The sequence below is a fragment of the Sphingobacterium alkalisoli genome (assembly GCF_005049105.1).
GTDB classification, from domain to species: Bacteria; Bacteroidota; Bacteroidia; order Sphingobacteriales; family Sphingobacteriaceae; genus Sphingobacterium; species Sphingobacterium alkalisoli.
In genome coordinates, this window is sequence record NZ_SUKA01000003.1 from 587688 (window position 1) to 613443 (window position 25756).

The following is a 25756-nucleotide window of genomic DNA, read 5'->3' on the forward strand; positions in this document are numbered from 1 at the left end:
ATGGCAGGTTTACAACCGTATAGGATAAAAAGTATTACTGAAATACACCGCTTGATGGGGTTACCCAAACCTCTTCATCCGCTCATTGGCTGGGTGGATCTAAGCCAACTTCCACATAATTCAGGTATCGATGCTGTGATATTTGACTTATATGTGATTTCGTTGAAAAGAGGCTGCGATAAACTGTATTACGGACAACAAAAATATGACTTTGATGAAGGTCTGATGGCATTCCTTTCGCCCGGGCAAATCTTGCGGGGCGAAGACAATGGCGTTCCTGTTCATCTTGAAGGCTGGATGCTGTTTATACATCCCGATTTTTTTTGGGGTACGTCTCTGTCCAAAAAAATAAAAAAATACGAATTTTTTGACTATTCCGTCTGCGAGGCTCTCTTTCTTTCAGATAAAGAAGAGGTTATCATTAATGAGATTGTGAAGAATATCCGGCATGAATATAATTCCAATATCGATAAATTCAGTCAGGATATTATCCTTTCACATGTAGAAACATTGCTGAATTATGCAGAGCGGTTTTACCAGCGACAGTTCATCACAAGAAAAATTACCAACCATCGAATATTGGAACGCCTGGAAATCCTACTGACAGACTATTTTAACAGCAATGATTTGGTAAACAAAGGGCTGCCAACTGTTCAATATATTTCAGATAACTTAAATGTTTCGCCGACCTACTTACGAGGTTTGTTGAAAACGCTTACAGGGCTAAATACACAACAGCATATACACGAAAAACTAATTCAGAAAGCGAAGGAAAAATTATCTACAACGGAATTGTCAGTAAGCGAAATAGCCTACGAACTAGGATTTGAGCATTCGCAAAGTTTCAATAAGCTGTTTAAAAGCAAGGTTAAGGAAAGCCCCTTAGCATTTCGGGCGAGGTTTAATTAAGCTCTTTTTAGCACTGCCCCATTGCAATAATTGTAGTAGCAATGGGGCATCGGATAAATTCCTGAATCGTATGAAGTCAGGAATTTTATCTTGCGTTTTCGTGAGCTTACCCACTTTTTCGGCTTTTTCAAAAAATGCGAAGGTATATCTCCGTCCTTGTATAGAAAAGTTTGATAGTTATAACTATTGGTTTTTATTTCGTTAACTACCAATACAACATTTGTTCGGAATTTGCCCCATAAACACGAACTACTATGAATAAAAAATCTCCCCTTACGTTTGCCCATTGGTTCAGTAGCTACAAAAAATCTGATTACAGGTTTGAAAAAACAACTTGATGGCATTAAAATAATATAAGTGAGCCGCAAACTTTAGGGGGTGCTTTGTCATATTTGCCACGCCTACTAAATAAAGAATTGTATGAGTGGTTAAAAGTTTGGGGCTCTTTTGGCTCTAATGGTTGTAAACAAACCTGCCAATTGAACACAAACAACCGACTTTTGGATACTTTTTAGTTAAGGGTGATTATCAATTTTGTATCATCAAATTTAAAGAACAAAGAAATGAAAGCAATATTAATAACAGGGGCATCGGGTGGAATTGGAAAAGCCATTGCCTTAAAGCTGGCATCAAGAAAACAAAATCTGGTATTGGTAGCACGAAACGAAGCCAAACTAAAGGAATTGGCTGAACAGCTAACCAAACACCATCGAATCTCGGTGGAATATATTGCGGCTGATTTATCTACAACTGCTGCGTCACAACAGGTTTTTGACGAAACACAAAAACGTCAATTACAAATCGTAACACTCATTAACAATGCCGGAATTGGCTCCGGTGGTGAGTTTGCAGAATTGTCCTTGCAATCAGAATTGGGTATGCTACAACTTAACATATCGTCTTTAGTTGCACTCACACATTTATTTCTGCAGGAAATGAAAGCACGCAAAGGCGGAACGATCATCAACGTTGCTTCTATGGCATCATTTTTACCGATACCGTATATGACCACCTATTCAGCCAGCAAGGTTTTTGTCCGTCACTTTACCCAGGCTCTAACCCAGGAATGTAAACCATACAATGTACACGTGATGTTGCTCTGCCCCGGTTTGACCAAAACCAATTTTAACAGTGCTGCCGGAATAGATGGTAAAGTGGGGCAAAGACTCAATGCGGAATATAACAGTTCTACCCCTCTACAAACCCCTGAACAAGTAGCAGACGAAATGTTGAACGCATTGGATAAAAAAAAGCACTATATTGTATCAGGAAAAATGAACCGAATGGCAAGCCGCTTATCGGCTTTATTTCCAAACGCTTTTGTAGCTAAAAGTTTTGCCAGGTCATATAGAAAAAATAGTCAATAATTATAACTGTAAAAAGTGAATTTAAATACATCAACTATTCATCTCAAATCCATTGCTGATATGCACAAGGTAGTGGGTATTTCCAAGCCGAAGCATCCAATGTTCAGCATTCTTCGTTTTGAGAATTTTCCAAAACCGGAGCTCACCCAACGCACAAAATTGATTAGTGACTTTTATCAAATCTCGTTAAAGAAAGAATGTCCATGTAAAATGCAATACGGACAAACAGCCTTTGATTTTGATGAAGGCGTTATTTCCTGTTTTGCCCCCAAGCAAGTGAGCATTGTTGATAAAGATTTTGCATTTGCAAAAGCCGGTTGGATCATAAGTATCCACCCCGACTTCTTGAGAGGATATCCGTTAAGCCAGAAAATGAAAAGCTTTGGCTTTTTTGATTACGAAATAAACGAAGCGTTGATACTTTCTGAAGATGAGCAGAAATCCATAGAAACAATATTCGAACAGATTGAGAAGGAATACCTTCTACCCATAGACCAATTCAGTCAAGATGTGATGATTTCAGCTCTTGACTTATTTCTGACCCATTGCAATCGCTATTACAACAGGCAATTCATTACCCGGAAAATACAAAGCAGTGAATTATTAAATAAGGTGGAAATAATATTAAACCATTATTTTCAACACTCAGAAGAACAGAAATTACCGACACCGGCTCTTTTGGCTTCGCAATTAAATTTATCTCCCAAATACTTAAGTGATTGTCTAAAAGAACTTACCGGGCAAACCACACAGCAACTCATCCACGACAAATTGATTGAAAAAGCCAAGGAGATCTTAACGACAACAGAACTTTCTGTCAGCGAAATTGCTTTTCAATTAGGCTTTGAATTTTCACAATCGTTCAGCAGGCTGTTCAGGCAAAAAACAAGTCAAACACCTTTGGAATTTAGGCAGTCGTTTAACTGACAAAAAAAGCTTACTTTAGAAGTGTATTATATTGCCGATACTGCACTGGTCTATGGGAGATGGTACTTGTCAATCTAATACAAAGGAGCTCAAGTTACTCCCTCGTAAAGAGATGGATAAAAACGACGCTCTGGCAAATATCCATTTGTCGTAGAATTGGACGGTACATGAAGTGACATCCAAGTTAAACATAGTCTTAAGGTGGTATTAACTCGCTAATAAAATTGTTGGATCAATATGTATCGCTTCCAAAACAAATGCTTCATAGATTTTGTCCCCAGTAGGACAGATAGATTTCTCGTTTATTCCACGCCCAGCTGAGCCTTTGCCCCTATGATATGGGTTTCAATCTGCGTCTCTACAGCAAACAATCCATATGCCAATGGTGCGGCAGCAGCGCGCTCTAACGTCTGTTCAAAAAGTGTATCCCAAACCTGTCCACCATTCTTTTCATACTCGATAATGAGTGCTTTAAGGCTCTCTTCTCCAAAGATGGAGAGGTGACCTGAAAAATCCAGCGATATATCACCGACATGTGCAGTGGACCAGTCTATCACACCAGATACCGTTCCGGCGCTATCTGCCATTACATGCCCTGCATAGAGGTCACCATGAATGAATCGAGTGTAATCTGGCCATAGCCTATCATTATCCAGCCAAGTTTTATATCGGTTTTCTAGATCATTATTTATGCCCAGTTCTGATTTTACCAACTTCAGGCGTCCTTCTATTTCCGTTCGTAGGTCTTCCGGATTCAACACTTTGAGGTCACTTTCCTGAATTTTCTGTCTGGGAATGTTATGTAAATCCGCCAAGACTTTGGCCAGAGAAGGCACATAATTGGGATTATGCTGATCCATATTCCAGGTGACCTCGTAGGTAATCCCGTCAAAAGAGAGCACCGGTAGATCGCGTAATAAGGGATAAGCGATCATATCCGATGCGACGATCTTCCATTCAGGCACCTGAACGACCAAATGTTTGCTCACCAGATCTAATATCCGTTGCTCTGTCTGTACCTGTTCGCCCAGATCATCCCGCCTAGGCATGCGCAGTACCCAGCGCTGCCCATTGGTATCGGTAGCAAATGCGACCTTGAAGTCAATCCCCATATCATTAAAAGATATCTCTTCCGTAAGTGCCAATCCATGTTTTTTACTAATATGTTGTATATCTTGTGGTGTCATTATATTCTGTTTTAAAGTTTGCGTTGACCTATTTGCCAACGCGTTAATCAATTTTTTTTAATGGTCCATTGTTCTTACTTTGAAGTATGACGACGAAATAAATGTCTACATCTGTATACCGTGAAAGACGGTCGTGCATCTATAGCACAGTCTCTACAGCAAATGTCAGATAGAAAATTCCTTTGGAAATTTATACAACAAAGAAGGAAGAGCAATGCAAAGCTTGTCTTCTTAAGAAGAATAGTCGAGCAAAACTCAGATTAATAAATCCAAGGTATTGCCATTTTTATTGTATGTATTAGAATCATAATCACAAACATACGCAAAAAACCAAACGAGCGAAAATAATTTATTTGACAATTCTCTCCTCCGCGTTTAAGGTATCTGAATTTTAAAGTGCCCCCTTTAGGATATGGAAAAGGTAATATTATGAGTAATATACTTTTGTAAGTATATAAGTGTTTCCGTGAGATATAGTTCGTTTTCTTAAATTTCCGTTTTTTTTAGTCTTCGGATCTGTTGTTTTGGTTGCATACAAAAATGTATTAAATTTATAAGATAATCGAATAGATTTCGATTATCTTATAATAATATTACAATATCATATGACTTTTTATATGAATACGGAATGCCAAACTTAAAATTCTGTCCCATATTTTATTTAACATTCTAAGCAAACCAAGCCCCAGCAACACCAAGCTCAACGAAGTTAAACAAAATCTGACTTGTTATATTCATGGTATAGGGATAGCGAAAGAATAGTTGCTGGATTTATAGAACCATCGGCCTTGTCGATTAGACGTACGACCTAAATAATTACGGTAACAAAAATATGATATTAAAAAGTTTGGCAAGCAGTTTGATATATACTTAACTCATAATTTAGGTTAATAATTGGTTAGTTAGAAAGTCCTGAAGCTCCCCGCTTCAGGACTTTTTTTATTAAGATTACCAACCGATTTCTCCGGTTTCTGGATTGGTTTCCTCGCTGAAGAACCTGCCTGTAGGTCCTTCCTGACCGATCAAGGCATATTTGACTACGCGTTTTCCCGCTTCTACTACCTCGCCACCGTTAAAGTTGGTAAAATCAGTTTTGGTGTAGCCCGGATCCACCATATTAATTCTGAACGCGGTGTCTTTCAGCTCATAAGCAAGGTGAACGGTGTACATATTCAGAGCGGATTTAGATGATCCATAGACGGCATACTTCCCAAATTCGTAAGCGGGCCAGGTAGGATCTGTCTGGAGAGTGAGCGAGCCTACCGTAGAACTTACCATAACTATCCGTGGTTCACTTGATCTTTTCAATAGGTCTAAAAATGCTTGTGTAACTCTTACCACACCATAAACATTGGTTTCATACACTTCTCTAAAGGTGTCGATGCTCGCCTCGGATGCAGTCCAGGTCTGCGGAATGTAATGCCCATTCTCGTCTACTCGGACGCCGCTAATGCCGGCATTGTTAATCAAAACGTCCAAAACATCTGTTTTGTTTCCAATGGCTATTCGTGCATTTTTTACTGAATCATCATCTGTTACGTCAATTTGAATAGCTTCCACGTGTGGAAATCCTTCGGCTTTTAAGCGCTCTGCCACTTCTAAGCCTTTTTGGAGATCACGGCTCCCGATGTATACATAAAATCTGTTTCCCAATAGTTGTTTTGCGGTCTCCAGACCTATTCCTTTATTGGCCCCTGTAATTAATGCTGTCTTCATGTTTCTTTTCTTTGATTTAATGATACAAAGCTGTTGTTTTTAAAGGTCAATGGGTTTACCATTTGGTAAAAACAACGTCAACGGATGTTTTTTCTGATTCGGCTTAATGACTGCTGCGTAATGCCCAAATACGAGGCAATCTGCGATAGCGGAACCCGATTAGCCAGCGTAGGAAATTTCTGGATAAATGAAAGATAGCGTGTTGTGGCATCCTCGGAGACCAGAGGACTGCGTCTTTCTATCTTTTCAATCAGACATTTCTGCACGATCTTGATCACGATTTTATCCCATCCGATAATGGTGTTTAAAAGTTCATCCCAATCTTTTTTGGAAAATATAAGCAACCTACAATCGGTAATGGCCTGTATATATTCGGAAGATGCCATACAGGCCTCAAAATTTTGGTAATCCGTAGCAAAGTGGTTTTCGTCAATAAAGTAATCTGTAATTTCTTCACCTTTATTGTTATAATAACAAAAGCGGACAACTCCTTCGAGTACAAAACCAACCTGTCGGGGAATTTTGCCGGCTTCCGAAAGATAATCGTCTTTACGAAGTTCGATCTCGGTTGCTTTACTTTTTATCAGCTCGATCTGCTGTGGATTCAGATTGCCAAATCGTAGAATGTATGCTATCAATTCTTCCATAATGGCAAGTTAACAAATGCCAAAGAATGAAGGTTTACCATTTGGTAAAAAATATTGATGGCAGGAAAAGTATTTTATATTTAGCTCATAATTTAGATTAATAATGAGCTTAAGGTTATACGTTATCCTGTAATTTTTAATGATTGGATCTTCCCTTCGTGAAGCGCAAAATGATACGTTAATACAGCAGGACTGCCATCAAAATTTCCTGAAACCTCTGCTTTTAAAGTTTCTTCGGTTTCAGAATATTCAAGTGGTTTCATGACTATTCTAAATTCGTCATTGGCCTTTTGAATCCATCGCTGTATTTCCGCTCTTCCGTTGTATGTTTTTCCTTCATCTAAAACGATGGCGGTTTCAGAAAAACAATTGGCGTAACGATGGCTGTCAAAGTTATCCTGTGCCGTTACTAGTGCTGCGATTGTGTTTGGTAAGTTCATGATATTTATTTTTAAAAGTTTCTAAATGGTGGGTATGGTACCACCGTCAATAATGTATTCTGTCCCTGTCAGATAATTAGCTCTTGGAGATACTAAGAAGCCTATAAATTCTGCAATTTCTTCGGGTAATGCAGGTCGTCCTATAGGAATTCCGCCTAGTGCGTCCATTACGCTTTGGATCGCTTGTTCTATGGGAATATTTGCACTTTCTGAAATACGTTCCATCATTCTTGTTGCGGATTCGGTTTTTATCCAACCGGGCGAAACGGTTAAAACACGAATACCTTTAGGTGAGACTTCTTTTGACAAACCTTTGCTGTAGTTTATTAACCCTGCTTTTGCTGCGGCATAGGGCAACGTAGATTCATGTAAAGGTAGTCTTCCCTGGATGGATGCGATATGAATGATGACGCCGCTCCCTTGTGCCAGCATCTGTGGCAATAGCGCTCTATCCAACCGGACAGATGCAAGTAGGTTGGTCTGAATGGTTTGTTCCCAATCTTCATCACTTAAGACGGAAAACCCACCGGCTTGTGTTTCAGAACTGCCAAGGTTGTTTACCAAAATATCGAGTCGTCCGAATATGGATAAAATTTTCTTTGCTATGGCTTGCGTTTCTTCGGCTTTACTTAAATCTGCTGAAATAAAATGAAGTTTTTCGTTTTGTTCTTTAGGAGCATTTCTTGCCGTGATGATAACAGTAGCACCTGCGTTGGATAGTCTTTCGGCAATCGCTTTGCCCGCCCCTTTAGTACCGCCTGTTACCAAAGCGATCTTACCTGCTAATTCGTTACTGTAGTTAAATCTGTTTTCCATATATAAATATTTTGTACAAAATTGCGCTGTATGCTCATTTTATACAAGTACGGAAATACGATTCGAATAGGGATAAATTATTCCCCTATTGCACAGTTTAAAACATAGGGTTAATTTTGCACGATGTACGAGAGAAAGATTTTACCGAACCTGAATTGTGGACTCGACCTAATTGGTGAAGTGCTCTATGGGAAATGGAAAATTCGTTTGTTGTGGTTTATCAATGAAGGATTTCAACGTCCAAGTGAATTGCAACGGAAAATTCCTGATGCAACAAGAAGGGTATTGAATATTCAATTGAAAGAGCTGGAAGAACACGGACTCGTTCAAAAAAAAATTTACCCTGTGGTGCCTCCAAAAGTAGAATATAGTCTCACGGAGTTTGGCAAGACTTTAATTCCCGTAATATCAGTCTTAGGCCAATGGGGAGATGAAAATGAAGAAAAGCTACGTGATATTATTATGAAACGGTTTGAAAAATAATTAAAAACCCGGCTACCTGTATTACTGAACTGGAATGCCCGGGCTTCTTTTGGAAGGGTTATTCAAGATTTGTTTTATGAATTACAACTTCAGTCATTTTTTCTATATTAGTATTATTATTGACTAACAGCATTGCACATTATTTAACCTGACGAAAATAAACGCTAACATTATGATTATAAATCGCTTAACTCCAAATATTAAAGCCTTAATTAGATACTCCATGTTACTGAGCTTTGTATTACAATGCTATGCTAGCGCCGCAACTGACCAGACAAAACCATCGTTAGTGGGTAACTGGATAAAAATCAATATCACCTATTCTAATGGTAAACCACTTGAAGAACATCATCCTTCGAAATACTCTTTTTTAAAGTATAGTTTTAAACCTGACAAGAAAGCAGCTATAGTCACAAATTTTCTTAGTGAAGGAGAGTTCGCTCCATATGAGGTAAACTTAGGCACAATCGAAATCTCTACTCGTTATGGAGGTAAAGTAAAGCTTAAGACAGCGTATTTAACACAGGACAGTTTGGTCGTGATTCAAGAAGGTCCTTTGGGACGCAATGATCCGGGATCTTTATCGATTACTTTTGTTCGATACGAGCACCTGCAAAAAATATCTGAATGGGGAACTAAAGATCGTATACAGACTATATCAACCGACACCGTATACAAAGCTAGCTCCAAAATACATCCGCTATTTTTAAAGCCTGGTGGATTTAACTACGCTTTGCAAAAAAACGTGAAATCTTATATTAAATACATACGCACCTCAAAAAAAAATGATCTCTTATTTTGTGCAACGTTTATTGTCAAAAAAACGGGCGGTATCGAAAACATAAAGATTATTAAAGGGCTGGATGACCAATTTAATAAAGAATTTATTAAGACGTGTGAGAAAACCGAAAAAAATTGGTATCCTGCGCAGTACAACAATAAACCAGTGGATTCTCAGGTTACATTGGTAATCAACTCTGAATTTTCGAGCGCAGTTCTGCGGGATGAAAAATACGGCTACCATGCGATACAACAACTTGAAAAAGGAAATATCGAAAATGCGGTTACTTACATCGATAAATTGCTTTCGCATAATCCAAAGAACGAAAAAGCACTAATATTCCGAGGCGAGTGTTACCTTGAACTAAATGATCGTGAGACGGCCTGCGATGATTTTAGAATACTAAAAAGCCTTGGTTATGAGTCGGGGGAAGCATTACTGCAAAAGCATTGTAAATAGTTCATATAATTTGAACGAAAAATTGACACAAAATCATGATTAAAACATTTGCAGGACTGCAATAGTCAATAACCGGGTACGTTGCAGGTGCGAGATGGCATGGAAATAACTAAGTAATTCTGACTGTAAAATAGAGTCACTTGTTCAATCATAACAATTTGAGTTTACAACTCCGCTACATGATTAAAATTGAAAGATAAATAGTATTTTTATCGTACTATATTTTCCTTTTATGAATTTTATTAAAAAATCTTCAACCATTAAACTTCAACGTTTTTGCCTTTTTTTATTTTTATCTTTTGTAGCATTAGCCTGCTACCCGCAAGATACAGAATACCCTAGTTTTCTATGGGAAATTACAGGAAATAAGCTTTCTAAACCATCTTATTTATTAGGAACGGTACACTTGAAAGATCGTCGACTGATTGATGCCAATGATTCCATTTTTGTTGCACTATCGAATACAGAATCTTTTGCAATGGAACTTCATCCCGATTCAGTTTATAAAGAAATATTTGCATATAGATATGGAAAAAAGAAACTTCCAAAAACACTAGAACTTACAGATGGTCAAAAAGAGGAATTTAAGCGACGCTATCAACAAGAATATGGTATACCTCCTGATTCCATAGCTTTTAAAAATCCGAGTACCATCCGGTATATTATGAATCCGTCTCACGACAAAGAGGATGATCTAAAATCTATATTCGACTCATATCTCTATGGAGTTGCGAAGTCGCATAATAAGATTATTATTGGGTTAGAGCCGGTGACAGATCAAAGGAATACTGGGAAGAGTCACGAACCATTAATAGAACTAGATGATCGGGATAGCGCACGCTATTACACAGAATTTGAGGAGATAACACAATGTTATGTTAATGGCGACCTCCAAAAGCTGATGGATTTAATGGGGCCCTATATCGACGATGATGAGATGAAAAGTAGGAACCATACCATGCTCGGCCGATTAACAGGGCAACTGCAGCAGATGTCCGTGTTCGCTGCTGTCGGCGCTGCACACCTACCAGGCAGTCAGGGTTTGATACATTTACTCCGTGAGCAGGGATACACGCTGCGCCCGGTGCGGACTTTGAATACAAGATTGTCCGATGACTTCAGTATTAACTATGAAACCCAAAAGTGGACAACTTTTATTGACACAGCAAATCACTACGAGGTGCAATTGCCTGATGGATACTTCTATCATGAAAATGGCGCCTACAAATCTCTTCTAAACTATGGGGATATAAGTACGGAAAGCGAAATGTTGGTATCAGCTCGATATGTTGGGAATTTAGCAGGAATGCCGCCGGAGGAATTCATAGAGGAACAAATTAAAAAAAGTGCGCTTACGGAGGGTCATGAACTACTTAGCCGAAAAAGTATAGATAGGCACGGGGCATCCGGTACGCAGATCCTTACCAGATGGGGTAAACACCGATTTAAATGGGAATTTTGGTTAGCAAATAATACGTGGTACACCTTGTGTCTGTATATGGAAAGAGGCGAGCCAGATACATATTTAGCTAACCGCTTTTTTGAATCTTTTAAACTGCATCAGCCGATATCACCTGTAAATAATACACCATTTGTACACGAGGCAGGTGCATTTTCTGTGCAATTTCCAAACGCACCGAAATATATGCTAAACACTGGAGTGCAAAATAATGGAAATATAGATATCGAGTATAGGCTCCATAATCATATGACACTTGATAAAGAAAATAAAATAAACTATTTCGTGAGGTATAATGACTATGCTTTAGGGTATATGCTAGATGACCGAGACGCGGTATATCAAACAATGAAGACACAACTGGCGGATATGGATCCAGATATTGGAGAACCCGTTCGTATTCATAAAGATGGTCTTGAAGGCGCAAGATATTCCGCTCAGTTGCCACAATCTAATATGTTTTTAGAAATGTGGACAAGGGGAAATAGAGTGTACTTAGTAATGCAGGAAAATTTGGACAAAAAAAACAACCGTAAAAACGAAAGTTTCTTCAGTTCATTCCATGCCGTCCCCTATCGTCAGACACAATGGCAACCGTTCAACTTGACGGATATAAGTATCGAACTTCCTGCGACCGATTGTATTCCATTTCCAGCAACGGACTCCCTGGCTGATCCCGATTTCAAAACCAATACCTACGTAGCATTGGACACAAACTCTTCTACTGTATTCAGTGTCCAACGTGTCGATCTGCCAAAGTATTATAGATTAAATAATAACGATAGTTTATATTACAGTTGGTACAAGTTGGTAAAAGAATTGACAGAAGAACTGATCACTTATAAACCTATAAAGTGTCATAACTTTAACGCTGCTTTCTACACCACTAAGGACACTGTAAAACGGAATTTTACGGCTAATATCATTTGGGTTAACGGCAATAAACTATACCAAATAGGAGCTTCCGCTGATAGTATAACTGTTTCTAAACTGGATGCGGTGCGCATGATGGAGTCGGTAGAACTCCATACTAAAGCGGAACCTTTTGATCTATTTGGGTCAAAGGCAGACTTATTATTTAGCGATCTATTACATCGCGATACCCTCATCTCGAGCCAAGCACGTAACGCCATCGAATCGTATTACGTGTTCGAAAAGGATGAGTTACCGTTGCTTTACAACGCACTACAAGAGAAATATCCTGACGACGATGAACCTGATGGTATTCGATCAGAATTAATTGATAATCTGTCAATTGTCAATGACGAATTTACAGTACAGGTATTAAAAGAGCTTTTATCCGAACCCAGCAGTACGGATGGAATGCGAAAAGCGATTCTTACCACAGTGATGGCTATCGATTCGACACATTACGACTGGTACCTGACAGCACTAAACGAATACAAACCACAATCGGGGTCTTATAACGGGATGCTACTCCGTCCACTTACGGATTCTCTATCGTATACCTTGCATAACTTTGACCGAGTAGCTTCTTTATTCGAGGTTGATAGCTACCGCTATATACTTTTAAATACGTGTTTAAAGCTTTTGAAGGGGATTCAGCATCCAGCTGCCAAGGAAATCATAGCACCACACCTACCGCAGGTAATAAAATGGCTTGAGGAGGATATGAAAACTTTTCTTGCAGATGGAGTTGAACCTGGAGGTTTTGAAGAATCCCTGATTGCCAACTACCTTCAACTGTACACGGTATATGGTCTAACGGACGAAATACATAATCTGAGTCTTAAATTAAGCGAGTTTGAAAATATGGATTTGCTCCAGGCAACGATCGTTTCCGCTTTTCTTCAGCTTGACTTACCGCTAGATAATGAATTGAAAACAAGATCTTTTGACAACCTTGACAGACGTTTGGTTGTTATGAATCACATGAAGGATGCCAGACGTATGGATCTTATCCCATCAATCTATAAAGCGCAGACTGAAATTGGAAAAATGATCGTCAATGAATATATAACGATGGAATGGGACACCCCTATGGAGATGAATTTTGTCGGTAAGATCACCGAAGAGGACAGGCTTTATTATGTCTACGAATGTAAAATGGAGGATAATGGGCCGATCTACCGCGCTCTTTATGCACCGGTTGATGATGAGGAAGAATTTCACTATGATTATACGAATGTCTACTCAGACTTCGAAACGAATGATGAGAACTGGGAAACCCATGCAAAAATTTTGATCCAGCAGTTAAAAAGTTACTTTTACTAAGGTTAAGGCCAGTAAATAATTATTTAATTAGAAAAACCTGAAGCTTCCCGCCTCAGGTTTTTTATGTATAATGAACTGCGGAAATCATGCAGCTTATTTATTTTCGAAACGCATCATATGATCTAAAACTTAATCAATAACTCTATAGAAATCAGCTTTTCATCTTTGTAATATTCAAAAAACCACTTCCCATCTTTTTTTAGTACAACTCCCTTATGCTGCCCACTGTCTGCAATAAAACAATCGGGTATAGAAGTTTTAAAAAGAGTAAATACTTTTTTGGGCGTGGTATCGATCAGCTGAAAACCATTTGCTGTTGTCTGGGCGTATAACGTTCCTGAGGGTTCGGCACTTTCAACTGCTACTACCGATTGATTTGCTGGCGCGACGACAGGCGCTGTTACTTTTACGCTCTCCACTTCTACTGCCTCCCCGGCAAATGTATAGGGAAGTTCATTTAAGGAAACAAAGGCGTTTTTTAAAGCCTCATTGTAAGATACGGCAAATTCCTTTTCTCTGCTTTTACCTTCTTTTCCCTCAAAAATCACGTTACCTTGGCAGTCTTTTAATAGTAATTTAAGCGTGGTCGTGAATAATCCTTTTTTCGCTGTAAGATCGGCATTCAACGCCTTGCATTTATTATTCGCTAGCTCAACGGGCAAATCTTTATTATCAAAATAAACGGTAAAGCCCTTCTGTTCCAGAAAAATCTTTGTCAGGCTATTTAGATTATACTGGTTCACGTCTTTAAAAAAACTGTATTGCTCAGGCACCAATACGTATTTGTAATTATTAATGGTGTTTTGAGCGTATCCCGATAATGTCGTGAATAATAAAAATAATAAAAGATATCTTTTCATAGTATGTCGGTTCTCTGTGATGATAAAGATAACGTATTGGTTTCAATCCATCAATAGCCTTTAATATACGATAAGTAGGCTATTGTTATTACCCCGTATCTTGCATATCTTAGTGAGATGAATAGCGTTGTTTAGCAATTTCATCAAAAAACTATAAATTATGAGTCGTATTTTTCTTTTCTGCCTGGGGATGCTGTTAACCCTATCTGCATACGTACCTGTTTTCGCACAGAAAGTCAACGTATTTGATTTAAAAGTTGAACATCAGATTAATCCGTTAAGTATTGAAACGCCGGCTCCAAGAATGAGCTGGAAATTGGAAACTGGGCTAAAAAACATATCCCAAAAGTCGTATGAAATTAGAATTGGCACGGATCCAAAGGGGATTAGATCAAATAAAGACATCGTTTGGACGGTTCTAAAAAACACTCCCCAGTCAATATTGGTGCCGTATGAAGGGCCGGCATTAAAACCTGGAAATCGCTATTATTGGCAGGTACGGGTGACTGATAACTATAATAAAACCTCGGCATGGAGTGACGTACAATCCTGGCGGATGGGAATCGGCGCAACTGACTGGACGGCAAAATGGATTGCACTACCGGCTACGGATACTACAAAAGCCAGTCCTTTATTTAGGAACACATACCGTTTAAATAAGGATATAAAATCTGCAACGGCTTACATTTCGGCCCGTGGGCTTTACGAAGCCTACATTAATGGGCAACGTATTGGCGACGCTTATTTCATGCCTGGCTGGACAAGCTATAAAAACCACATACAATACCAAACCTATGATGTGACAGAACTATTAAAAAAAGGCAATAACGTACTGGCAGCTATGTTAGGTGATGGATGGTACAAAGGTAGAATTGGCTTTAACCATCAAACGAATTTCTATGGGGATACACGTGCATTGCTGCTGCAAATAGAAGTGCTTTATAACGATGGAAGCAAACAGATACTCGCCACGGACGAGAAATGGAAAACTTCTCTAGGAGCAATACGGGCATCTGATATCTATGATGGCGAAGTCTATGATGCGCGACTGGAGAAAAAAGGTTGGACGCTTCCTGAGTATACAGAAGGTACCGACTGGCAACCTGTACGGGTGATGGATTATTCTTATGAGGGTTTAGTAAGCATGAACACTCCCCCTGTTAAAAAGCAAGAGCGCTTTAAGGTTAAAGACATTTTCCGAACGCCAGAAGGTGATCTAGTTGTTGACTTCGGTCAAAATCTGGTGGGCTGGGTAGAGCTTAAAGCTAAGGGTGAACAAGGAACGAAAATTACCCTCAGCCATGCTGAGGTACTGGATAAGCAAGGTAATTTCTACACCACGAATCTCCGAACAGCAAAACAGCAGAACACCTATATTTTGGACGACCAGACAGAACAGATTTTCTCACCTCATTTTAGTTTTCAGGGATTTCGTTACCTGAAAGTTGAAGGCTATCCGGGTGAACTGGCACCTGACAATCTTACGGCGGTGGCTCTTTATTCTGACATGCCGCAAACAGGAACATTTGAAACCTCACACCCCTTGCTCAATCAGCTACAACACAATATTGTATGGGGACAGAAAGGGAACTTTGTGGATGTACCAACAGACTGCCCTCAACGGGACGAGCGACTTGGTTGGACGGGCGACGCTCAGGCATTCTTTAACACGGCGGCTTTTAATATGGATGTCAGCGGATTTTTTACTAAATGGCTACGAGATGTACGTGCCGATCAACATACGAATGGCAGCATACCTTTTGTTATTCCTGATGTACTTACATCGAACGACGCAGGTGCTGCGGGCTGGGGCGATGTAGCCACTATCGTTCCTTGGGGAATGTATTATGCTTACGGAGATACACGCATCCTGGAAAACCAATATGGTAGCATGCAAGCATGGGTAGATTTTATTACGTCTAAATCGCCACAGCATCTTTGGAACAAAGGCTTTCACTTTGGTGACTGGCTATTTTATAGACCGGATGACGATAACGATGGCAGGGCTGCAGTTACAGATAAATATCTTATCGCGCAGTGTTTCTATGCACATTCTACACAGCTGCTTGCAAATGCGGCGAATGTATTGGGAAAGACTGAAGATGAACAAAAATACAATACTCAATTAGAGCATATCAAACGTGCTTTCCAAAAGGAATACCTGACGCCGAATGGTAGATTGGTTTCGTCCACTCAGACAGCATACGTACTGGCCTTACAATTTGATATGCTCCCGGAGCATTTACGACAACAGGCAGCCGACAGACTGGTGGAAAATATTAGAAGCTATGGAAACCATCTGACAACGGGTTTTTTAGGTACGCCCTATCTCTGTCACGTCTTAACGCAGTATGGTCATACCGAGGTAGCTTACGATTTGCTCCTCCAAGAAACATATCCCTCGTGGTTGTACCCTGTAAAAATGGGGGCTACAACGATATGGGAACGTTGGGACGGCATTAAACCCGATGGCACTTTCCAAACACCTAACATGAATTCGTACAACCACTATGCATATGGAGCAATAGGTGATTGGATGTATAAAAATATGGCTGGTATAAATCCAGACGAGGTGGGTTATAAAAAGATTCGAATTGAGCCTCGATTGGGACGCGGTATAACGTCGACATCCGCCAAACTGGACACGCCTTACGGAATGGTCTCCTCATCATGGAAACTCGAAAATGGGATCTTTAAACTCTCCGTTTCAATCCCACCAAACACAACGGCTACCGTAATAATGCCTGGTCGTATCGCTAATGTAAAAGAAGAGCAAGGCAAAGAAGTAACCATCGGATCGGGATCTTATTACTTTGAATCTAAAATAGAGTGAAATGGGGTAGCTAGCAGCGTACTGAAGGGTTTGTTGGAATAACTAGTTTTTAATAATATGTGGTATAAACCGACTCTGATCTGTAGTAATTGGCATATCGGATTCCCGGAAACTTATACCGCAGGCTTCTTGCCCAATAATCCAGGAGCCAATAACGGAGAAACCAGTTTCTTCGCGGTGCAATGTTGCTAATTCTTGACAGATATAGCCTTCCTCGCCGTATACACCATCGGTAGCATAAATCATTTCTTTATCATAGAACATCTCTATATTTGCGCCCTCGCGGGAAAGAATGGGTTTCCGGACAAAGTGACGCATGCCCTTGGGCTCATTGAAATACGCTTTTAGTAAGTTTGGGTGATGGGGAAATAGTTCCCATAAAATCGGAAGAATAGCTTTATTGGATAGAAGCATTTTCCATGAAGGCTCAATCCACTGGGCTTCATTGATATCGTGGACTATATCATTACCAAACTCCTCTTTGACCATCCATTCCCAGGGATACAGCTTAAATATAGTCTGAATCTCATAACCTTCCAAATCGACAAAGGCTCTCCCATCCCACCCAATATCATCCATGTAAATCAGCTCTGTCTGAATGCCTGCCTGAATAGCAGTATCTCTCAAATATTCGACATTCGTAAGATCCTCGAGCGTCTCTTTTGCACAGGAGAAATACAGAATTTCTCCCTTAAGGTACGGTATGAGTGCCCTCCAACTCTGGATCAATTGCTCGTGAATAGAATTATATTGATCTGTGGTCTCCGAGAAATAATGATTTTTCCAGTACCACTGCACGATACCGCTTTCAAAAAGTGAGGTAGGTGTATCGGCATTAAATTCCAACATTTTTAATTTCCTTGACTGACTATCATACGCAAAATCGAACCTGCCGTAGATAGAGGGCTCATCTTTCTCCCATGAACGCTCAATATGATGGACCATAAAAGCTGGGATATGAAATAAATGATATAGCTTGTGCTGAATGACATGCTCTACTGCCTTTAGACACATCTGCCATAGGTCGGCGGTAGCCTGATAAATACTGTCTGCCTCGCCTGCGGTTATTTCATAATAACGATCGTCTACCCAATAAGGTACATCATCGAGGGAATGATAGCCGTAGCCAATGGATTCCAGTCTTGATTTCCAATTCGGATCTATCGATACTTTTTTTAATTGCATTATGATCCGTAGGAAGAAGATGGGTTGGATACTGCAGACCGACCAAATCCGGCTCTCTGTGCTTGAAAAGCAGAAGCTTTTCGCGCGTTGGCACCTGCCACAGATTGTGGATGCAAACTATTATTGGCATAGCCCAAACCGCCTCCAAGGTGACGAAATGCCATAAACCAAAGGAAAGCGGATCCCATACCGCCTGAAGAATGACGTTGTTGATTATAATTATCCGTTACTTCGGTATACGCTGCTGTCGAATCTGCACGCATGTATACCCGCTGTTGATCAGCGGTAGATTGCGGTGCTTGTGCACATGAAGCCAATACGGAAGATATTAATACCAATTGAACACTTTTTGAAGCTTTCTTTCTCATATTTTATTGCACCGTTACGTAAATAGGAACTTTACTCAATGTTTTTAAGGAATCTACTCCATCCCAAGATTTGGGCGATACAGCAGTTTTGATCGTATCGGATTGGGCAGCGACCTGCTCACCGTTAAACCAGATGTGTTGCGTCGTAATATGTAATACAGAGTCTCCCACGGTTACCGTTTTCAAGGTTACTTCACGGGCCGACTTTTTATCTAGCTGTTCTAATTTTTGTTCGTTTTGTGTGTTATGGCAGCTATATAATGCCGTTGCGACAATAAAAAGGAATATATATTTCATTCGTGGTGATTAATACACAAATATGCTATAAATGATCGGAATAAAGAAGGATATCGCCCGATTTAAAGGGTTATCTCCCCTAAAAATTAGGGTGCGGATAGAAAGTTAATTTTTCCGCCAGCAACTTTCCGTTGTTTTCGTTCGCTTGGGTTGCCATAAATATCTACGACTCCCCCCGCCCTAGTTTGCACATCGACACTTTGTTCTGCATGTAGTTCACAGTAGCCACCGGCATTTACACGGGCATATGCGTCGTCGGAAATCATATCTTTTGCGGTATACCTTCCGCCAAAAGCTACATTAATCTCTTGTTTTTTTGCTTCGCCAGAGAGATCTATGGTACTGCCTGCTGTACTATATGATTCCAAAACGTCTACACGAACAACCAAATTTAATTTCGCGCCCTCATTTGCCGTTAAAAGAAGCGAATCGCCGTGTATTTCACCTTGTTCCATCTGGACATGGGCTCCTTTGCGCGCCGCAATACTATTGAGCGTAGGTGTATAAACGGTGACTTCTGTCTGCTCGCCTTTTAGTAAGTAGCCTGAGGTCATCTTTATACGCAAAGCATCATTTGTCTCGATGATTTCAACTTGATTAGCAAGTTCTCCAGTGATAACTACCTCATTCCTATCACTCGGAACTAATACCAGATTTATTTTATCCGTTACTTCTAATTCGCGTACCGCACGGATATTTCGGGATAGTTGCGAAAAACCTGATTGAATCATGAATACGATAAGTGCTGTGGAAAATATTATTTTATACATCATGCTACATTAAATTTTAAAGTTATCGCCGCAAAATTACCAATTCTTTATGGGTATATGCTTTTATCGGATCATGAAAGTAATAAAATGCACCAAAAATGGCTTTATAGAAACAAATAAAATTATAGTATGTTTATGTTTAAATCAAACTGTATAATGAAGAATATTTTTTTATACCTACCGACTATCTGTATCTGTGCGCAGACTTTAGATTCGATTGACTTGGACAGCATCGGAAATCAACTGGTACAATTGGAACTGAAAAACGCTGAAAGTAATAGCATCGCAAACAATAATCGCTACGTTACCAAATCTTCCACCGGATGGATAACGGATTTTAATGATGATGGTTTTCCGGATGCGCTCTTCCGGTTTGAAGATATTGGCATAGAGTCTGGCGAAAATAATTACGAATACCGAATGGTGTTGCTTGATGGTAAACAGCATATTATCGATCAGCACATCATTTTTGGTGGAAGCCTCTTTTCATACGGCAATCTGGAAATCGATCAGGTACGTAACGGTATAGTGTACGCCCTCTGCCGGGAAAAACCTTCACCAGATGCGGAGTACTCCGATCAGGAAGAACCAAAAAGTATTGAATTGGCATTTTCATTGCACGACGGAAAGGTAAAAGAGAAAAACTACAAAAGATGTCCGCTTGCCACGATGAAAAAGCAGATTTTTAAAAAGGATAGTCCGCTCCAAATTGAAGCTTCTCTTCAGATGGATAATCAGTATAACGAAGAATATTATGAACGCGTAACGTATCAGGGTGATACTTGCAACGCGTATTTAAGCGGCTGTGAGGATGTAGTGCTTTCTTTTGGCTGGGCTATTCCTTTTAACCCTACTCATCACGCTAACCCCACGATCATCAAACAGCTTTTACTACGGAAGCTCTTTTTTCTGAAAGAACACAGCCTGTTCAAAACACTTGTGCAGCATAATCTCGAACAACTTGAAGCACTGAATGCCACGCTTATCCAACCTAATCACTATGGCAATACGACAATACAGATTCGACAACTGGATGGCTGGCAAAGTTCATTATATTTTGCGGGAAATGAAGCCCAAGGTAGTTATTTGACTATTCTTTTTAGAAAACCAGTTAATCTTGAAGTGATGGATTTCTGGGACAGCATGGAAAGTAAAGTTCGTTTAAATTAATAAGTTATGATTAAGAATTACCTGATTTCATCACTGTTTTTGCTTCTCTATTCGACTGCATTTGGACAGGTGGTGCAGTTTGATTATAACAAAAGATTGACCTATGCAAGTACAATCAATACGGACACCATCGCCGTTTTTTACCGTAGTGATGGTGGTGCGCCACTGATCACTTCTCAGTATACGAAAGGATTCGGCAAAGATTACCATTCATCCATTCAATGGCTATACAACTATAAAGGAAAAACGTATGCACTAGACGGCGAAGTCCTTAATCAGAGGTATATCGCATCGAACGGATTTAAGGAGAAAGATCCAGATGGACCTCCTAATTATTTTGAGTTAGCAGAAAATCTGTGGAGTGTGGGCGATTATACAGACTGTAGATTATATGTGCATCGGAACGAAGATAACTCTCAGATGCGTCTTTTTGCGTACAATCGTCAGGATGCTTACGACTATACCAACATTTGCAATGCGCTGTTACATACGTATGGAATCCCACCTGTACAGCTGGAAAAAGGATGGGTAATCGTGACGGGAGATCTGTATCTCAACGAAGAGAAAAATTATCCCTTATTAGGGACTTTATTGCCAGATGATGCAAGCTTTCGCCAGTCTATTATCATTAATCAAAGGGAGATCGACTTGGATCTTGGGGGTACTACGGAACAGCGAGTGGACTTTATGAATACAATGCCTTATCCGAGTTACACCGAGTTCATCGGATGGCATCATCAACTGGACGAAGTAACGACTGAGTATGCGGAAACTTTTTTCGGTCGAATGGGGCGCTATTTTAATTTGTTTGGACGCTATGATATCAAGGGGTTTCAGGCGTATTACCTAGGGGAAGCTGATTTTTTACGAAGGCATTATACAGAGCACAGGCAGCTCACGGTGGATCAAGCTGAACTGCTTTACAAAGAAATCATGGCGCACCAAACGGAGAATTTGGAGGAGAACCTGGTTCGTTAGTTAACATTCGTTGCAGAGCGTTTGATAATTATAGAATTCATAATTTAGGTTGATAATAGGTTATTTAGAGAATCCTGAAGCGCGGAGCTTCAGGATTCTTTTTTGTCATGAAAAAGATATGACGTCCGCGTTTTAATTGTTTTTATAGGTAGTGCGGGTCTTGCTCCAAAGCGCGGGATTATCGGTCTGGATGATTGTTACATAAGGATATTTCTTTAGAAACGATTGGTACACAGCGCTTCCTTTTTCCGCTGCTTGTTTATCCATTTCGCCGAGACTGTTGATCCACAAATATACTCCTTGACTCCTAAGCGCTGCTAATTGCTCAACCGCATCGAAGGATTCATCAATATGTATAATATGTGTACGCTTTGACTGTAGGATCTCACTGATATCTTTCATACTTCGCGCTCGTGGAAAGAGGGTAATTTTTGGATTAAGCCTGTAAACCTGCTCCATTTCCTGATGATCGTAAAGAAAAAACAGGACCTCGTCTTCCATCCCTTCATTAGCGATCAGCTCGTAGGTTTGGGCGATATACTCTTTCCTCTCCTCTTTAAAGTCGATATCTAGGATAATTTTACCTTTACATAAGCCCAGCGCCTCTTGCAAGGTGGGTATATGATATTTGGAAGCTATACCCTGTGGCGTTTCTCGAAGTTGCAGCTGTTGAATTTCTGCATAGGTAAGCTCACTAACTTTTCCTTTACCGGTTGTGGTGCGATCTACGGTCTTATCGTGCATTAATATAAGCACCCCATCTTTGGTACTACGGACATCGAGCTCTACGATGGTAATGCCCAAGGAGATGGCTTCCTGAATTGCGGGAACCGAATTTTCCGGAAATTGTTGATGGGAGCCCCGATGTGCCGCAAAATGAAGATTCTTCTGCTCCAGCTTCGCCAACAAACGGGTAGACTGCGCGTACACAGTAGTATACATAAGTCCGGATATGATCCAGATCAGACGGATATAGCTAAAAAAAGTTGTCATATTTTATTTCTTCGACAGTTCAAATGAATCGAACAATTGACCATTCAGCTTGTAGCTTGAAAAATATAGCTTGCTATCCGTAACCCGGATCACTTGGTAGAGCTGTGTGCGGGAGGTGGAGACTTCCATCCAGCGCTCTGAATCAGACTCGTACATCTTTGGCCCTGCTACAGAAAGAAGGTAAACGGGACGCTCTTTTCCGCCAGTGCCACGTGCGTAGGTATGATCGTGTCCTTGCAGGACGATATCAACACCATATTTTTCAAAAATTGGCTTGAAATGTTCCCGCAATATGGTATTATCACGATCCTTTGAAGTGGAATAGACCGGGTGGTGCATCACGACAATATTCCATTTGGATTTAGACGAGGCGAGCACGTCTTCCAGCCATTTTTCTTGTGTTTTGGCGGCAACGGAATCCAACATAATCAATTGTGAATTCAACGAGATCATCCGTAAATCCTGGTAATCTATGTAATACACCGCATCCTGCATGCCTACTGGTCCATTTTTCGGAAACTGAAACTGTGTTTTCCAGTGCGGATCTAGCACCAATTGCTCCAACGAATCTCGACGATATTCGTGGTTTCCGGGTGTTGCTATAGCGGGTATCATCTGATGGATAAAGCCAGATCCTTCATACCACTCTCCCCACTCACTATCGGTATTTGACCGATTGATCAAATCACCGGCATGTACGATAAATCGGGCATTGGGTTCATGCTGAAATGCTTTCCGAATAGAACGAGACCAACGGGAACGGATATCATTCTGGGCATCGCCTAAGTAGATAAAAGAAAAGTCGCCTGAAGGATCGGCCGTGCGGAATTGATTCCAAGCACTCCACAGTTCACCATCTCCCACACGATACGTATACAGGGTTCCGGGCTTCAAACCCTTGAAAGTTACGTGTCCATAGGTATCTGCATCTCCACCTTCTCGTTTTAGATAGCTGGGCGTCCCCAACACGGTTTGAGCTGCTTCCTCCAAATCGGGACTGCTTTGCTCTTCTACAAGCTGTCCGATGATTTTCTTCGAAGCACTATTGACGCGCCAAGTTACGGATTGCGTGGTCGATGGATCATTAGACCAGGTTAACATCATGCGATCAGGAAATGTACGTGGATCGTTAGTCTGCGCTGTGCTGACTAATGCCGCACAACACAAACTCAAAGTTAGAAACAGATTGTTTACTTTCATTTTTAGTTTATTTATATGTTTTACCAAGGCTTACTTGTTCCTTGTAATAGCCACGGTTTTGACCATGCACTATTTTCGTTGTCGGCTTGGGAATACGCCGTCTTTTCTATGCGACTTAGTGCCTCTTCTGCATTTTTTCTATTGACACTCATCTCGTTCTGCATATAAGGTATACGTACAGGAAGCTGCGTGCGAATGGCTGCCGGCCCTGCCTTCAATTGAGGATAGCCCGTCCTTCTGTAATCAAACCAGGCTTGAGCTGCCGTAGACCAATTGGATATCCATTTTTGTTCGATAATCTGTGATTGAGTATCTTCAAAAGCTACGCCTTGTTGCTGCAGATATGTGGCATATTCACCCGCCTTCCCCCAGCTAGTTAAGGAATTGCGAACGGCTCGCTCGTAATACGTCTTTGCTGACTCAGGCAAAGACCACCCCTTCCAAGCTGCTTCGGCCAATATAAAATCTACTTCTGAAGCAGCGAATAGGCGTGCTTTAAGCAGCGTCCCCTTTGCTTCTTTATATGTGTCGCTTAGATAGGACACATGGGGATTCATAGACGTTTGCCCTGGACTGGGATTGAGATTGTAAGCCGATGGATTCTTAGAACCACTTGGTGGCAGTCCCACATAGTCTGCATCGGTATCTACAGCGATGCCCTGCACCACATCAGGCGATACGATCCGCACACCGTTGACGATTTTATCGGTTCCGGCGGGCTCTGACGTGCGGACCTCAATTGGAATTTCGATCTTGTTGGCCCAAACAGAAAGACGCGGATCGCCAAGCTGCTGCAGACGGTCAACCAGTGTAGCACACATCTTGATTCGACGGAAGTTACTTCCACTCGCATCAAAAATAGTATTAGAGGGCCAGGCATCTCCAGAGTTATTCCCTACGAAATCCATCACTACTTCGTCCTCCACAGACGTAATAATTGGAAACTCGGTTGGATTGGCTAAGATATTCTCTATTCCTTGTTTGGCAAATGCACTTTCCTTTTCCGCTATACGCATGTAATAGCGCAAGGCCAACGAGTTGGCAAAACGACGCCATTTAGACACGTCTCCGCCAAAGTAGAGATCTGCACTGGCCAAGACTTCATAGTTACCTGTCGGATTAGAAAGAATGGTATTCGCTTGCTTCAGTTCATCAATGATTCCTTTGTAAATAATATCCTGTTGATCAAACTTTGGAAAATTATACTGTACTCCTCCCAGTTCGGCTTTCAGCGCATCGGTATAAGGCGCATCTCCCCATAGATCCGTGATCAACCCAAAAAGATACGCCCGCATAACCAGCGAAACACCGTGGTGAAAATCAAGCCCCAATTCTTCTGCCCGGCGACGCATCAATTCGTTGTCGCGTAAAAATCCGTAGTAAGCATCCCAGCTTAGGATACCCCCGGTCCATTCGTAGTCGTTGTGCGAATCAAACCAGGCATCTAATTGCGTATGCTGCACGACACCGCCCAAATCAACAAAACTCAATTCATTGTATTTACTTGCCGCCCCGGATAGCACCGTAGGCAGCAGCAGATTTGGATTAGCCTCTTCTTCATTAACACCATTTGGATTTATATTGATTTCAGTTAAATCTTTACAACTCCATAAGCTTAAACTAATTGTGAAAGCCAAGAGGTATTTTTTTATCGTATTAAAATGATTTTTCATCGT

22 protein-coding genes are annotated in these 25756 nt (G+C 40.6%); 9 read left to right on the forward strand and 13 right to left on the reverse strand.

Annotation, left to right across the window (positions count from 1 at the left end; all coding sequences use genetic code 11):
• From FAZ19_RS12145 to FAZ19_RS12155, 3 genes are all read left to right on the forward strand, one after another.
• On the forward strand, positions 1 to 909 hold the full coding sequence (locus tag FAZ19_RS12145; RefSeq protein WP_136820981.1) for a helix-turn-helix domain-containing protein: 909 nt from the start codon (positions 1 to 3) through the stop codon (positions 907 to 909).
• A 563-nt stretch (positions 910 to 1472) separates the two neighbouring features.
• Positions 1473 to 2276 (forward strand): SDR family NAD(P)-dependent oxidoreductase, encoded by an 804-nt coding sequence (locus FAZ19_RS12150; RefSeq protein ID WP_136820982.1) that lies wholly within the window; start codon positions 1473 to 1475, stop codon positions 2274 to 2276.
• 15 nt (positions 2277 to 2291) lie between these two features.
• On the forward strand, positions 2292 to 3203 hold the full coding sequence (locus FAZ19_RS12155; RefSeq protein ID WP_229707476.1) for a helix-turn-helix domain-containing protein: 912 nt from the start codon (positions 2292 to 2294) through the stop codon (positions 3201 to 3203).
• A gap of 302 nt (positions 3204 to 3505) precedes the next feature.
• On the opposite strand, the gene mph is transcribed toward FAZ19_RS12155, so the two are convergent.
• The 5 genes from mph to FAZ19_RS12180 form a co-directional block, all read right to left on the reverse strand.
• Positions 3506 to 4390: an Mph(E)/Mph(G) family macrolide 2'-phosphotransferase gene (gene mph / locus FAZ19_RS12160; RefSeq protein ID WP_136820983.1), complete on the reverse strand. Its 885-nt coding sequence runs from the start codon at positions 4388 to 4390 to the stop codon at positions 3506 to 3508.
• A gap of 948 nt (positions 4391 to 5338) precedes the next feature.
• The gene (locus FAZ19_RS12165; protein WP_136820984.1) at positions 5339 to 6106 is read right to left on the reverse strand and encodes an SDR family NAD(P)-dependent oxidoreductase; all 768 of its coding nucleotides are present in this window, start codon (positions 6104 to 6106) and stop codon (positions 5339 to 5341) included.
• A 77-nt stretch (positions 6107 to 6183) separates the two neighbouring features.
• Entirely contained in the window at positions 6184 to 6753 is a 570-nt protein-coding gene (locus FAZ19_RS12170; protein ID WP_136820985.1) for a Crp/Fnr family transcriptional regulator, read from the reverse strand.
• Positions 6754 to 6875: 122 nt separating this feature from the next.
• Positions 6876 to 7193 carry a nuclear transport factor 2 family protein gene (locus tag FAZ19_RS12175; RefSeq protein WP_136820986.1) on the reverse strand — a complete coding sequence of 106 codons (318 nt, stop codon included), beginning with the start codon at positions 7191 to 7193 and terminating at the stop codon, positions 6876 to 6878.
• Positions 7194 to 7214: 21 nt separating this feature from the next.
• Positions 7215 to 8009: an SDR family oxidoreductase gene (locus FAZ19_RS12180; protein ID WP_136820987.1), complete on the reverse strand. Its 795-nt coding sequence runs from the start codon at positions 8007 to 8009 to the stop codon at positions 7215 to 7217.
• A gap of 123 nt (positions 8010 to 8132) precedes the next feature.
• Here FAZ19_RS12180 and FAZ19_RS12185 point away from each other — a divergent pair, with 123 nt between their 5' ends.
• From FAZ19_RS12185 to FAZ19_RS12195, 3 genes are all read left to right on the forward strand, one after another.
• Positions 8133 to 8492, forward strand: coding sequence for a winged helix-turn-helix transcriptional regulator (locus FAZ19_RS12185; RefSeq protein ID WP_136820988.1), 360 nt, complete (start codon positions 8133 to 8135; stop codon positions 8490 to 8492).
• Between the two features lie 172 nt (positions 8493 to 8664).
• Positions 8665 to 9732, forward strand: a complete 1068-nt coding sequence (locus FAZ19_RS12190) for a tetratricopeptide repeat protein (RefSeq protein ID WP_188876111.1) — start codon at positions 8665 to 8667, stop codon at positions 9730 to 9732.
• Positions 9733 to 9964: 232 nt separating this feature from the next.
• Positions 9965 to 13426, forward strand: a complete 3462-nt coding sequence (locus FAZ19_RS12195; RefSeq protein WP_136820990.1) for a TraB/GumN family protein — start codon at positions 9965 to 9967, stop codon at positions 13424 to 13426.
• A gap of 122 nt (positions 13427 to 13548) precedes the next feature.
• On the opposite strand, the gene FAZ19_RS12200 is transcribed toward FAZ19_RS12195, so the two are convergent.
• Positions 13549 to 14286, reverse strand: coding sequence for a hypothetical protein (locus FAZ19_RS12200; RefSeq protein ID WP_136820991.1), 738 nt, complete (start codon positions 14284 to 14286; stop codon positions 13549 to 13551).
• A 160-nt stretch (positions 14287 to 14446) separates the two neighbouring features.
• Between FAZ19_RS12200 and FAZ19_RS12205 the strand changes: the two genes are divergently transcribed.
• The gene (locus FAZ19_RS12205) at positions 14447 to 17119 is read left to right on the forward strand and encodes a glycoside hydrolase family 78 protein (RefSeq protein WP_136820992.1); all 2673 of its coding nucleotides are present in this window, start codon (positions 14447 to 14449) and stop codon (positions 17117 to 17119) included.
• Positions 17120 to 17161: 42 nt separating this feature from the next.
• On the opposite strand, the gene FAZ19_RS12210 is transcribed toward FAZ19_RS12205, so the two are convergent.
• The 4 genes from FAZ19_RS12210 to FAZ19_RS12225 form a co-directional block, all read right to left on the reverse strand.
• Positions 17162 to 18304 carry a glutathionylspermidine synthase family protein gene (locus tag FAZ19_RS12210; RefSeq protein WP_136820993.1) on the reverse strand — a complete coding sequence of 381 codons (1143 nt, stop codon included), beginning with the start codon at positions 18302 to 18304 and terminating at the stop codon, positions 17162 to 17164.
• Entirely contained in the window at positions 18304 to 18672 is a 369-nt protein-coding gene (locus tag FAZ19_RS12215) for a hypothetical protein (RefSeq protein WP_136820994.1), read from the reverse strand. Before FAZ19_RS12215 ends, FAZ19_RS12210 begins: the two co-directional genes overlap by 1 nt.
• Before the next feature lie 3 nt (positions 18673 to 18675).
• Complete coding sequence (locus tag FAZ19_RS12220; RefSeq protein ID WP_136820995.1) at positions 18676 to 18969, reverse strand: hypothetical protein; 294 nt, start codon at positions 18967 to 18969, stop codon at positions 18676 to 18678.
• An 86-nt stretch (positions 18970 to 19055) separates the two neighbouring features.
• A complete protein-coding gene (locus FAZ19_RS12225; protein ID WP_136820996.1) occupies positions 19056 to 19742 on the reverse strand; it encodes a head GIN domain-containing protein in 687 nt (228 codons plus the stop codon).
• A gap of 153 nt (positions 19743 to 19895) precedes the next feature.
• Between FAZ19_RS12225 and FAZ19_RS12230 the strand changes: the two genes are divergently transcribed.
• Together FAZ19_RS12230 and FAZ19_RS12235 are read left to right on the forward strand one after the other, a co-directional pair.
• Positions 19896 to 20909 carry a hypothetical protein gene (locus FAZ19_RS12230; protein WP_136820997.1) on the forward strand — a complete coding sequence of 338 codons (1014 nt, stop codon included), beginning with the start codon at positions 19896 to 19898 and terminating at the stop codon, positions 20907 to 20909.
• A gap of 6 nt (positions 20910 to 20915) precedes the next feature.
• Complete coding sequence (locus FAZ19_RS12235) at positions 20916 to 21887, forward strand: hypothetical protein (protein WP_136820998.1); 972 nt, start codon at positions 20916 to 20918, stop codon at positions 21885 to 21887.
• Positions 21888 to 22019: 132 nt separating this feature from the next.
• Here the strand turns inward: FAZ19_RS12235 and FAZ19_RS12240 are convergent, their stop codons facing one another.
• From FAZ19_RS12240 to FAZ19_RS12250, 3 genes are read right to left on the reverse strand one after another with little or no spacing between them, the layout of a single operon-like run.
• Complete coding sequence (locus tag FAZ19_RS12240; RefSeq protein ID WP_136820999.1) at positions 22020 to 22880, reverse strand: glycerophosphodiester phosphodiesterase family protein; 861 nt, start codon at positions 22878 to 22880, stop codon at positions 22020 to 22022.
• A 3-nt stretch (positions 22881 to 22883) separates the two neighbouring features.
• Positions 22884 to 24080 carry a purple acid phosphatase family protein gene (locus FAZ19_RS12245; protein ID WP_136821000.1) on the reverse strand — a complete coding sequence of 399 codons (1197 nt, stop codon included), beginning with the start codon at positions 24078 to 24080 and terminating at the stop codon, positions 22884 to 22886.
• Between the two features lie 20 nt (positions 24081 to 24100).
• On the reverse strand, positions 24101 to 25753 hold the full coding sequence (locus FAZ19_RS12250) for a SusD/RagB family nutrient-binding outer membrane lipoprotein (protein WP_136821001.1): 1653 nt from the start codon (positions 25751 to 25753) through the stop codon (positions 24101 to 24103).
• Positions 25754 to 25756: the final 3 nt, after the last annotated feature.